We start from the raw sequence: 10,520 nt of genomic DNA, 5'->3' as shown, positions 1-10,520 counted from the left end.
CGACGTGTGCAGCTGACGAATACTAATCGATCGAGGACTTAACCACAATTTTGAATGGCTTTCAATGGCCCGTTTATCCAGTTTTGAGTGAACAAGAAATAGTTTTTTAAAATAATAAAAAACACTTGTAAATCTCGTCAGACTTGGTATAATAAATCTTGTCTTACAAAACAAATAGTCTGGTGATGATTGCGAAGAGGTCACACCCGTTCCCATACCGAACACGGAAGTTAAGTTCTTCAGCGCCGATGGTAGTTGGGGGTTTCCCCCTGCAAGAGTAGGACGTCGCCAGGCAATAAATTACTATTCCGAAGTAGCTCAGTGGTAGAGCAATCGACTGTTAATCGATTGGTCGTAGGTTCGAGTCCTACCTTCGGAGCCATATTGGGGAGCTGTCCGAGTGGCCGAAGGAGCACGATTGGAATTCGTGTAGGCGGGTTAAACTGTCTCAAGGGTTCAAATCCCTTGCTCTCCGCCAAAGATTTCCTTCTATAATATATGGCCCCTTGGTCAAGCGGTTAAGACACCGCCCTTTCACGGCGGTAACACGGGTTCGAATCCCGTAGGGGTCACCAATTTCTTTTTACGTAACTTTAACCAGTATGTAAAAAGAATCAAAAGCAAGTAGTTCTAGGAAACGATTCGGAGATGTTCTTCTACTAAATTCGCCACGTCCTGTGGCAACGTAGAAGCCAGCACATCCTGTGCAAGTGACAACGAAATACACCGCTTTTCATTCTTTTTAACGGAGGATTAGCTCAGCTGGGAGAGCATCTGCCTTACAAGCAGAGGGTCGGCGGTTCGAGCCCGTCATCCTCCACCATTTTTCACACTATTAACACTCTAAAGAAATCGCGAGAGTGCAGCAAATCGCCAAACGAAGATGCAGATGTCCACAATGACATAAGCGTTGTATCATAGTGTTTATACAAATAATATTATCGCGGGGTGGAGCAGCACGGTAGCTCGTTGGGCTCATAACCCAAAGGTCGCAGGTTCAAATCCTGCCCCCGCAACCAATTAATCTAGATCAAATAACAATACTCACGCTAAAGAAATCGCGAGGGTGTAGCAAATCGCCAAACGAAGATGGTGATTAACATCGAAGCAGGCGAAGCCGATGCAGATGTCCATCATGACGTAAGCGTAGAAGCAATGGTGTTTACAACAATAATATTATCGCGGGGTGGAGCAGCACGGTAGCTCGTTGGGCTCATAACCCAAAGGTCGCAGGTTCAAATCCTGCCCCCGCAACCAAATGGTTCCGTGGTGTAGCGGTTAACATGCCTGCCTGTCACGCAGGAGATCGCGGGTTCGATTCCCGTCGGGACCGCCATTTTTTATGAAGTATTAAGAATTTGAGATAAGCAAAGAAGGTCGAGGAAGCAAAATGAGTGAGTGAAGGAGCGTACTAACGTACGTGACTGAATGAACGAATGAAGCTGACAAAGAGATTCAAAGCTTAGCACAAATTCAATGTGGCTCAGTAGCTCAGTCGGTAGAGCAAAGGACTGAAAATCCTTGTGTCGGCGGTTCGATTCCGTCCTGAGCCACCATTAAATTTATCCAGCCGGAGTAGCTCAACTGGTAGAGCAACTGACTTGTAATCAGTAGGTTGAGGGTTCAAGTCCTTTCTCCGGCACCATCTTCAATTGGAGGGGTAGTGAAGTGGCTAAACACGACGGACTGTAAATCCGTTCCTTCGGGTTCGGCGGTTCGAATCCGCCCCCCTCCACCAACTTTAGGGGCATAGTTTAAAGGTAGAACAGAGGTCTCCAAAACCTCTAGTGTGGGTTCAATTCCTACTGCCCCTGCCAATTTTATATCTTTTATGGCGGTTGTGGCGAAGTGGTTAACGCATCGGATTGTGATTCCGACATTCGAGGGTTCAATTCCCTTCAGTCGCCCCATTTTCCTAACTTAGATTAAAGCTTATATTCAATAACACATTATGGCGGGCGTGGCGAAGTGGTTAACGCATCGGATTGTGATTCCGACACTCGGGGGTTCAATTCCCCTCGTTCGCCCCATATTATTGATGGGGTATAGCCAAGCGGTAAGGCAACGGATTTTGATTCCGTCATGCCCTGGTTCGAATCCAGGTTCCCCAGTATTGTTGCGGAAGTAGTTCAGTGGTAGAACACCACCTTGCCAAGGTGGGGGTCGCGAGTTCGAACCTCGTCTTCCGCTCCATTTTTATTTTGGCGGCATAGCCAAGTGGTAAGGCAAAGGTCTGCAACACCTTTATCACCGGTTCAAATCCGGTTGCCGCCTCCATATATTTTTAGATTTTTGTCTGCTTGTAATATTTTGCCCGAGTGGTGGAATGGCAGACACGCCGCACTCAAAATGCGGTGCCGTAAGGCGTGCCAGTTCGAGTCTGGCCTCGGGTATCATTTAAAAAGCAGTATCTACTTAATTGTAGATACTGCTTTTTTGTATATTTAAAGAGGAAACTGCAATTGTTTCTGTTGCAGCACATTACGAGGAATTATTTCTTATCATTATTTACGGGGTGATTGGGTTCGCGCTTAATATTATTTTTGGCTGCTTTGTTTTGACCAACCGTATCCAAATCATCCGGACTTACATCGTATCCATAGCCAAATTCTTCACGTTCAAATGTTGCCTTTTTCATATTCTTATTTTGTCTTTGCTGATTCCTGCTATTATTTGTACTCAAAGAAACTCACCTCCATTTCTAATAGTTTGTTCTGAATGAAAAAGTTTATTCTTTTTAAATTTCAAGTCGAACATTTAAATAAAATACTTAAATAATAATAAAAGCAGTGCTCGAAGTTTGTGGACATAGAGAAGTGATTATTCGTATAAATAAATGACCACACTGATTTTATCAAAATTGGTATAAGGTGATTAAATGATAAGCTCCGCATGGTTGTTAGTGCTATTGAATAGTTTGGATGGGATTGTCACTTATATTGGTATTTCTCTATCGATTATTACGGAAGCCAATCCTATATTGGCAGAACTAAATCCCTTTTATATTCTAATGATTAAGTTATATCTAAGCACTTTTCTAGCGGTACATAGTTTACAACACCGGATGCTACTGTTTGGAAGAGGATTTAAATATCTCCTTAGTTTTGCAAATGTTTGTTAGTTGTTAGTATTTGTTGCACATTGTTTTTGGATTGGTTTAAGCATGGTGAACTAATCGAACTAATAAAAAAATGGAGTAGAATTAATTTTAAAGGGAATACAGGAAAAGTAGGCATTAGTAATCGCGAAATTCAGTACTAAGCTAGAAAATCTAACAGGGAGATGAATATTATTTCAAATGTAAAATTAGCAATCATCTACTACAGTTCTACACTATCAGTTAGCTAAGTGGGCAGAAGAAGGTGCAAAAGAAAACGGTGCTGAAGTGAAAGTATTGAAAGTGCCTGAAACAGCTCCTCAGAGTGCCATAGATTCAAATCCGGCATGGAAAGCAAATATGGTTGCTACCCAAAATGTGCCTGAAGTCACTTTAGCTGATTTAGAGTCGGCAGATGCAATTATCTTTAGTGTTCCAACACGTTTTGGGAATATGCCTGGTCAAGTGAAGAGTTTTTTAGATACAACAGGAGGATTGTGGTTTAATGGCAAGTTAACAAATAGAGTAGTGAGTGCCATGACGTCTGCACAAAACCCTCATGGCGGACAAGAGGTCACAACATTAGCACTATATACAACTATGTACCATTGGGGAGCAATTGTGGTTGCCAGGGTATACCGATCCTTTAGTGTATGGTGCTGGCGGAAATCCATATGGAACTAGTGTATCAGTCAATCAAGAAGGAAAAATGGTTGAGGATGTTCAAGGTGCTGTGACACACCAAGCAAAACGAACTGTTACAGTAGCTGAATGGGTTAAAAAAGCGAATCAATAATACATAGGAAAATATTTCTTAAATAAAAAAGGCAGACTGTGAGAAGTTGAACAACTTCTCACAGTTCTGCCTTTTAAAATTCCTTCAATTTCTCTTCGATTATATATTAATAAAAAACGAAATTTCCTCAGTGCTTCGGATTGATAATCCTTCAATATACATAACATATAAGGATTCAAAAAAATACTTGAGGTGAGCTATTCTGTCGAACTTGGCATTACTCATTGTAGTTTTTAATGCAGTGGATGGAGTACTAACATACATAGGACTAAAAAATTCTCAAATGGAAGAACTTAATCCATTATTGAGTATGCTCCAGCCTGAGTTTGTTCTCTTTCTTAAACTATTGCTAAGTGGTTTATTGTACTATGTCATTTATAAAAAGGGGTTGAAGAGGTTTGGAAGTAAGCTTCATATTCTATTATGGTTAGTCGTGGCTATTTACACGGGTGTAATTATTCTTCATCTCTTTTGGTTTATACCATTCTTGTTTTAATTAAATAATAATAAAACTATCCATATGAACCCACAATAATTGAATTAGGATTTCCCCTAGATTTTGTATATACTATAGATAATAATTAGAGGCATAGGATGATTTAAATGAATGAAGTAGGATCAATACCGAACGAAATCTCCATGCTAAGAGCATTAAATAGTATCGGTGAAAATATTATCATTGCGGATAAACAGTTCCTTATCAAATGGATGAATAGTAATGCCTCGAAGTTATTGTCGGTTGTCGCACCGTTATATCAGCTAGAAGACAGTCAATCCTTTATTGGACTGAGTGTGGACTACTTTCATAAACGTCCTGAACTTCAAGGACAAGTTATGGATCGTTTAGAGACTACCCATCGAACACGAATTACGATTCGAGATCGTTTTGTTACGGATATAGTTGTTACACCTATTATGGACGACCTAAACGAAATTGAAGGATATATTGTGATGTTAATGGATGTAACTACAAAATCAGAAGAAGAAAAAAAGAAAGAAAAATTGATTAAAGAACTTTCTATTCCTATTTTACATGTATGGAAAAATACGATTGCATTGCCGCTAATTGGTGAGTATGATGCAGAGCGAGCAGACTTACTTATTTCTTCTGTGTTGATGGAATGTTCTGCTCACCGTATTGAGTATGTTTTGATTTCTTTAATTGGTCTACGTAATTTTGATTCAGAAGTTCAATTTTATATACAAAAGTTGTATGATTGCTTAAAGTTAATTGGAGCAAAATGCATATTGGTTGGCATCAGTCCGAAGCTTGCAATTTCGATGGGGGCTCTTGAAAGAGATATCCCAGCATACAGTTCAACTTATGCTGGTTTAGAAGTAATCATTGAACAACAAAAGCAAAACTAATCGAAAAACCGCTTCCTTGAGAAGCGGTTTTTATTTGCTTTGTAAAACGAGGAAAAGCTATAGAGAATGATGGAAACAATTAATCAATCGAAGCTTGTGGATGGTCCTTATATAAAATGACGGTTGAATAATTGCCTCCGTTTATTTGTGCAAACATCTTTCCAGCGGACTCTATTAGTTTTTTTGCATCTTCTAGGGATGTAGAAGGTAGTAAAAAGAATACCTGTAACCCTTCTATTGTAGTTTCATTAACTATTGTACGAATTGAATCGACATAAGGGCTACCAAACGGGCCTAATGCATCTTTAATGGTTAATATGCCACTTAAGGTATTTTCACGTCCATTTATGCCTGTATATACAGACTCAGCACTACCAAGTACAATTTGGATAGCACCCTCAACATGAGATAAATTATATAGACCTACAGGAATTTCGTATTGCAAAGAAAAGAAGTTATTTAAGTCGACTGCGCTATTCAATGGCTGCAAATAGTTTTGATTGCGAATACGACGCATCATAGCCTCCATGGAGGGGCGATAACGACCAGGGTCCGCTCCAAGCTTTTTCCACAAGGCTCTCCACTCTTTAATTCCTCTGTAGTCAGTCAATTCTTTTTCTTCTAAATCAAAAAATAAGTGTTCTTGGTACAATTGCATGCGCCCTTTTAGCATTTGAGGAGATTCTGAGACCACAAATTTGGTATAATGGATAATGCCTATTTTAATACGTTCATCTATTAGAAAGATGGATGGATCGATTGAAATTTTCATGTTTTCACCTACAGATCATTTTTCATCATTTTAGCATAAGGAGGGAGAAGTTTTCATGAATGTGAATCAATTTCAACAAGAGCTCGTTTCATATGCACACTCAATCGGAATTGATAAAATCGGCTTTGCTTCTTCCGATCCTTTTCGCGAATTGAAAAATCGATTGAAGCGGCAACAAGAGCTTGGTTATCAATCTGGTTTCGAAGAGCCGGATCTTGAAAAAAGAACGACACCTACTCTTTTATTGAATGATGCGGAAAGTATCATTTCGATTGCGATTGCCTATCCGTCACGCATGGAAAACGCTCCACAAGGAAAAAAAGGCGAACGAAGAGGAATTTTTGCACGCGCGTCGTGGGGAACAGACTATCATACGGTGTTACGAGACCGTTTAGCTAAATTAGAAGAATATATTGCGTCACATATCATTGATGCTAAAACACGCTCGATGGTGGATACTGGAGAGTTATCAGACCGTGCCGTTGCACAGCGGGCAGGAATCGGCTGGAGTGCGAAAAATTGTGCCGTAATTACACCTGAATTTGGGTCTTATGTTTATTTAGGTGAAATTATTACCAACATTCCTTTTGCACCGGATACACCGATGGAAGACGAGTGTGGAGATTGTCGATTGTGCCTAGATGTTTGTCCAACTGGTGCGATAATCGAAGGTGGTCAACTGAACGCACAGAGATGTATTGCATTTCTGACTCAAATAAAAACATCCTTGCCTGACGAGTTTCGAACTAAAATAGGAAATCGTATTTATGGGTGCGATACGTGCCAAACGGTCTGCCCCAAAAATAAAGGGAAGTTTAATATGCACCAACTCGATTTTCAACCTGATCCAGAAATTGCTAAGCCACTGCTACTACCACTGTTAAAAATGAGTAACAAGGAATTTAAAACAAAATTCGGACATGTCTCTGGTTCATGGAGAGGGAAGAAACCGATACAACGTAACGCTATTTTAGCGTTAGCTCATTTTAAAGAAGAAAGTTCGATTCCGGATTTAATTGACTTACTTGTGAATGATGAGAGACCAGTAATTCGTGGCACAGCAGCTTGGGCTATCGGCAAGATTGGAACTAAAGAGGGAAGAGCAGCTCTACATCAAGCTGTAGTTACAGAAACAGACGCAGAAGTAGTGGAAGAAATCCATAAAGGCTTAGCGTTTCAAACCGTAAATTAAGGAAGTGGAAAAATGAGCATTCACGTGGTCCTATATCAACCATTAATCCCTGCTAATACCGGGAACATAGCACGTTCTTGTGCAGGAACAGATACAAAACTTCATTTAATTCGTCCTCTTGGTTTTTCAACAGACGATAAGATGTTAAAAAGAGCAGGACTGGACTACTGGGAACACGTCGATATTCATTATTACGACGGGTTAGAGGAATTATTTGCTAAGTATCCATTAGGCGAATTTTTCTTCCTAACAAAGCATGGATCGAAGCCTCATACAACGTTTGACTATAGCGACAGGGAGAAAGATACTTTTTTCGTTTTTGGAAAAGAAACGTCTGGATTGCCAAGAGAATTAATTGATGCGAATCAAGATCGTTGTATACGTATTCCTATGAACGACAATGTGCGTTCATTGAATTTATCAAATACAGCAGCCATTTTGATTTATGAAGCACTTCGTCAACAAGACTATCCGAAATTGACCTAAAAAAATTGCAAAGTATCGCTGAGAAAGAATACTGCAATGATATATTTGCACAAATAAAAAAGGGATTGCTAGTTAGTAGCAGTCCCTTTTACATGTTTATTTTTTTTCAGGTGTACCTGGTTTGTCATCGTATCCTGCCGTGAAAATCGCAGCAAGGAATGCAACAGTGACTCCAAGAATAAGTAGTAAGCTCATAAACGTTGCCTCCTTTTGAGAGAATTAAATATCATACTTAAGTATAGCTTACTTCATTTCAAAAAGAAATATTCTCTAAGGCACAAATGTGGCGAATATCGTTCAATGAGTGTACTGTCAGAAACGTCTAGCTATATACGGAGAATATCGTCAAAAAAAACGACTGAAGCACAAGGCTCCAGTCGTTTTTTAATGTGGTAAAAATAGCAGTTGATATAAGAAAAGAGCAGCGAATATATAGAGTAAAGGATGAACATTACGAGCTTGTCCTTTAAAAATCTTCAGCAATGGATACAGAATAAACCCAAGCTCAATTCCTGTCGCAATGCTAGAAGTTAATGGCATTGTTAATATAATTATAAATGCTGGGAATGCTTCATCAAAAGAATCCCAATCAATATGCTTCACAGCGCTTATCATCAAACTACCGACAATGATTAAAGCAGGTGCAGTTATCGCTGCAACACTTGAAAGAGAAGAGACAAGCGGTCCAAAGAATGCCGCGATGATGAATAATATTGCGACAGTTACTGATGTTAAACCAGTACGACCTCCAACTGCAACTCCTGCAGAAGATTCGATGTATGCCGATGTTGGGCTTGTACCGAACATTGCTCCAACTGTTGTGGCAACTGAATCAGCTAGCAAAGCTTGTTTTGCACGAGGCATTTTATTGCCTTTCATTAATCCAGCTTGTTTCGCGACACCAATCATCGTACCTGTTGTATCAAATAACGTAACGAGTAGGAAGGAAATAACAATTCCCAACATTCCATATTGGAATACATCCATCAAAGCGACTGCAGGATTCCATACTATGATGCCTTCTGGTAATGAAGGTAGTTGCATTAACTTTGCTTCAAACTTTAGTTGACCTGTGAAGAAAGCAACAATTCCTGTAGCGATCATTCCGTAGAATAAAGCACCATAGACTTTCATAACCGTTAATATCAACGTTATAAGTAGTCCAAACAATGTAAGTAACACTGGGGCACTCGTTAAATCACCAAGCTTCACTAAGTTTTGTGGATGTGCTTCAACTAAACCGGATAGACGCAAGCCGATAAATGCGATAAACAATCCAATTCCAGCAGTTATCCCGTGTTTCAAGTTTTCAGGAATAATTTCAATTAGTTTTTTACGTAATGGTGTTAATGAAAGAATGACAAAAAATAGTCCGGCAATAAAAACGGCTGAAAAGGCCGTGATGTAATTAATTTCTCCGTTGGATGAAATGACAACGGTATAAGTGAAAAATGCATTTAATCCCATACCAGGGGCGATAGCGATAGGATAGTTTGCAAATAACCCCATCCATAAAGTACCTACTGCTGCAGAAATAATAGTCGCTAGAAAGACTTGATCAAAAGGTACTCCAGCGTCTGCCAATATCACGGGATTGACAATCACGATATAAACCATCGTCAGGAAAGTCGTCATTCCTGCTAGTATTTCAGTTTTTACATTAGTATTATGCTCTTTTAAGCGAAACATAGTGTGTCTCCTTTCGAAAAGACGAACGAAATAACCAACATTCCATATATTATTCGTTTTTCAGCTAAAGTGCAATAGTTTTCATTAAAAATCTTCTCGCTCGTAAAAAAAGATTTAAGTTTGTACAATAGAAGGAGAATGAGTTGAAAGGATGAAGAACATGAAGCTTACCTTACAATCGACCAAAACTTTACATAACGGTGTTGAAATGCCAAGGCTTGGTTTAGGTGTATATAAAATGACTAACCCAGAAGAATCTATACAAGCGATGACTACTGCTCTTCAAGTTGGTTACCGTGCAATTGATACGGCTTCTCTCTATGGAAATGAAAAAGAAGTCGGAGAATCTGTGCGTACATCGGGTGTGAAACGTGAAGACGTTTTTGTAACAACGAAAGTGTGGAATTCGGATCAAGGCTATGACCAAACGTTGAGAGCATTTGAAACTTCATTGGAAAACTTAGGCTTTGATTATTTGGATTTATATTTAACACATTGGCCAGTCCTAGAAACATTCAAAGATACATATCGTGCTATTGAACGCCTTTATGATGAGAAATTAATACGGGCAACGGGCGTTTCGAATCATCATCAACATCACTTAGAAGAGATTTTTGCAAAAGCAAATGTAAAACCAATGGTCAATCAAATCGAATTAAGTCCACGTCTTACACAGTATGACCTGAGAACGTTCTGTGCAGACAATCAAATTGCAGTAACTTCTTGGTCACCACTTGCCCGTGGTGGATTACTAAATGAACCGTATCTTGTTCGAATGGGTAAAAAACACGACAAGACACCTGCACAAATTATTATTCGTTGGCATTTGCAGCAGGACTTAATTGTGATTCCAAAATCAGTGACACCTGAACGTATTGTGTCAAATGCAGACGTGCATGATTTTGTATTATCTTTTGAAGACATGAAAAATATTGATTCACTAAATTTAAATGAACGAACAGGTGCTGACCCAGATAATTTCAATTTTAACTTCTAAAAAAAAAAGAGATTCGCCGAGTAAATAATGAACTGAGCCCTTATTAACGGACAGTTTAATAAAAAGGCACCTTAAAATTCATGTTGCGATTAGATGACTTCGGTATTGTTCCGGAGTCATCTT

Annotated in this window: 9 protein-coding genes, 17 tRNA genes, 1 rRNA gene and 1 pseudogene; 25 read left to right on the top strand and 3 right to left on the bottom strand. The window is 39.3% G+C overall.

Going from position 1 to position 10,520, the window contains the following annotated elements; all coding sequences use genetic code 11:
* Positions 1-178: 178 nt before the first annotated feature.
* The 18 genes from rrf (at position 179) to C8K15_RS19220 (ending at position 2,393) form a co-directional block, all read left to right on the top strand.
* Positions 179-294, top strand: a 5S ribosomal RNA gene (rrf, locus tag C8K15_RS19305).
* Positions 295-307: 13 nt separating this feature from the next.
* Positions 308-382, top strand: a tRNA-Asn gene (locus tag C8K15_RS19300).
* 4 nt (positions 383-386) lie between these two features.
* Positions 387-478 (top strand) — tRNA-Ser (locus C8K15_RS19295).
* Positions 479-500: 22 nt separating this feature from the next.
* Positions 501-575 (top strand) — tRNA-Glu (locus C8K15_RS19290).
* A 172-nt stretch (positions 576-747) separates the two neighbouring features.
* Positions 748-823: transfer RNA gene (locus C8K15_RS19285), tRNA-Val, on the top strand.
* Between the two features lie 119 nt (positions 824-942).
* Positions 943-1,019, top strand: a tRNA-Met gene (locus C8K15_RS19280).
* 161 nt (positions 1,020-1,180) lie between these two features.
* Positions 1,181-1,257 (top strand) — tRNA-Met (locus tag C8K15_RS19275).
* Between the two features lie 3 nt (positions 1,258-1,260).
* A tRNA-Asp gene (locus C8K15_RS19270) sits at positions 1,261-1,336 on the top strand.
* 144 nt (positions 1,337-1,480) lie between these two features.
* A tRNA-Phe gene (locus tag C8K15_RS19265) sits at positions 1,481-1,556 on the top strand.
* A gap of 13 nt (positions 1,557-1,569) precedes the next feature.
* Positions 1,570-1,645: transfer RNA gene (locus tag C8K15_RS19260), tRNA-Thr, on the top strand.
* Positions 1,646-1,654: 9 nt separating this feature from the next.
* Positions 1,655-1,738, top strand: a tRNA-Tyr gene (locus C8K15_RS19255).
* Between the two features lie 5 nt (positions 1,739-1,743).
* Positions 1,744-1,817, top strand: a tRNA-Trp gene (locus C8K15_RS19250).
* Positions 1,818-1,834: 17 nt separating this feature from the next.
* Positions 1,835-1,910: transfer RNA gene (locus tag C8K15_RS19245), tRNA-His, on the top strand.
* A 44-nt stretch (positions 1,911-1,954) separates the two neighbouring features.
* Positions 1,955-2,030 (top strand) — tRNA-His (locus tag C8K15_RS19240).
* Positions 2,031-2,039: 9 nt separating this feature from the next.
* A tRNA-Gln gene (locus C8K15_RS19235) sits at positions 2,040-2,111 on the top strand.
* Between the two features lie 7 nt (positions 2,112-2,118).
* Positions 2,119-2,193: transfer RNA gene (locus tag C8K15_RS19230), tRNA-Gly, on the top strand.
* 10 nt (positions 2,194-2,203) lie between these two features.
* Positions 2,204-2,277 (top strand) — tRNA-Cys (locus tag C8K15_RS19225).
* A 35-nt stretch (positions 2,278-2,312) separates the two neighbouring features.
* A tRNA-Leu gene (locus C8K15_RS19220) sits at positions 2,313-2,393 on the top strand.
* A 98-nt stretch (positions 2,394-2,491) separates the two neighbouring features.
* Here C8K15_RS19220 and C8K15_RS19215 read toward each other — a convergent pair.
* Complete coding sequence (locus C8K15_RS19215) at positions 2,492-2,683, bottom strand: hypothetical protein (protein ID WP_108588019.1); 192 nt, start codon at positions 2,681-2,683, stop codon at positions 2,492-2,494.
* 195 nt (positions 2,684-2,878) lie between these two features.
* Between C8K15_RS19215 and C8K15_RS21050 the strand changes: the two genes are divergently transcribed.
* From C8K15_RS21050 to C8K15_RS19195, 4 genes and pseudogenes are all read left to right on the top strand, one after another.
* The gene (locus C8K15_RS21050; protein WP_108588018.1) at positions 2,879-3,121 is read left to right on the top strand and encodes a DUF5658 family protein; all 243 of its coding nucleotides are present in this window, start codon (positions 2,879-2,881) and stop codon (positions 3,119-3,121) included.
* Positions 3,122-3,291: 170 nt separating this feature from the next.
* Positions 3,292-3,893, top strand: a pseudogene (gene wrbA, locus C8K15_RS19205) (NAD(P)H:quinone oxidoreductase).
* A gap of 211 nt (positions 3,894-4,104) precedes the next feature.
* Complete coding sequence (locus tag C8K15_RS21045; RefSeq protein ID WP_483310868.1) at positions 4,105-4,389, top strand: DUF5658 family protein; 285 nt, start codon at positions 4,105-4,107, stop codon at positions 4,387-4,389.
* A 107-nt stretch (positions 4,390-4,496) separates the two neighbouring features.
* Positions 4,497-5,261 (top strand): STAS domain-containing protein, encoded by a 765-nt coding sequence (locus C8K15_RS19195; RefSeq protein WP_108588016.1) that lies wholly within the window; start codon positions 4,497-4,499, stop codon positions 5,259-5,261.
* 79 nt (positions 5,262-5,340) lie between these two features.
* Here the strand turns inward: C8K15_RS19195 and C8K15_RS19190 are convergent, their stop codons facing one another.
* The gene (locus tag C8K15_RS19190) at positions 5,341-6,033 is read right to left on the bottom strand and encodes a B3/B4 domain-containing protein (RefSeq protein WP_108588015.1); all 693 of its coding nucleotides are present in this window, start codon (positions 6,031-6,033) and stop codon (positions 5,341-5,343) included.
* Between the two features lie 55 nt (positions 6,034-6,088).
* Here C8K15_RS19190 and queG point away from each other — a divergent pair, with 55 nt between their 5' ends.
* Together queG and trmL are read left to right on the top strand one after the other, a co-directional pair.
* Entirely contained in the window at positions 6,089-7,225 is a 1,137-nt protein-coding gene (gene queG / locus C8K15_RS19185) for a tRNA epoxyqueuosine(34) reductase QueG (protein WP_108588014.1), read from the top strand.
* Positions 7,226-7,237: 12 nt separating this feature from the next.
* Positions 7,238-7,711, top strand: coding sequence for a tRNA (uridine(34)/cytosine(34)/5-carboxymethylaminomethyluridine(34)-2'-O)-methyltransferase TrmL (gene trmL, locus C8K15_RS19180; protein WP_108588013.1), 474 nt, complete (start codon positions 7,238-7,240; stop codon positions 7,709-7,711).
* 384 nt (positions 7,712-8,095) lie between these two features.
* Here trmL and C8K15_RS19175 read toward each other — a convergent pair whose 3' ends face one another.
* Positions 8,096-9,400, bottom strand: a complete 1,305-nt coding sequence (locus C8K15_RS19175) for an NCS2 family permease (RefSeq protein WP_108588012.1) — start codon at positions 9,398-9,400, stop codon at positions 8,096-8,098.
* Between the two features lie 160 nt (positions 9,401-9,560).
* On the opposite strand from C8K15_RS19175, the gene C8K15_RS19170 reads away from it, so the two are divergent.
* Entirely contained in the window at positions 9,561-10,397 is an 837-nt protein-coding gene (locus C8K15_RS19170) for an aldo/keto reductase (protein ID WP_108588011.1), read from the top strand.
* Positions 10,398-10,520: the final 123 nt, after the last annotated feature.

The organism is Paenisporosarcina sp. OV554 (assembly GCF_003058165.1).
Lineage (GTDB): Bacteria > Bacillota > Bacilli > Bacillales_A > Planococcaceae > Paenisporosarcina.
Note: the sequence above shows the minus strand (reverse complement) of the source record. Positions and strands in the feature narration are given on the sequence as shown.

Bases quoted from the DNA above. Each gene is read 5' to 3' on its own strand.
- C8K15_RS19175 (WP_108588012.1), bottom strand. From the start codon at position 9,400: ATGTTTCGCTTAAAAGAGCATAATACTAATGTAAAAACTGAAATACTA.
- C8K15_RS21050 (WP_108588018.1), top strand. From the start codon at position 2,879: ATGATAAGCTCCGCATGGTTGTTAGTGCTATTGAATAGTTTGGATGGG.
- C8K15_RS19170 (WP_108588011.1), top strand. From the start codon at position 9,561: ATGAAGCTTACCTTACAATCGACCAAAACTTTACATAACGGTGTTGAA.
- C8K15_RS19195 (WP_108588016.1), top strand. From the start codon at position 4,497: ATGAATGAAGTAGGATCAATACCGAACGAAATCTCCATGCTAAGAGCA.
- queG (WP_108588014.1), top strand. From the start codon at position 6,089: ATGAATGTGAATCAATTTCAACAAGAGCTCGTTTCATATGCACACTCA.
- trmL (WP_108588013.1), top strand. From the start codon at position 7,238: ATGAGCATTCACGTGGTCCTATATCAACCATTAATCCCTGCTAATACC.
- C8K15_RS19190 (WP_108588015.1), bottom strand. From the start codon at position 6,033: ATGAAAATTTCAATCGATCCATCCATCTTTCTAATAGATGAACGTATT.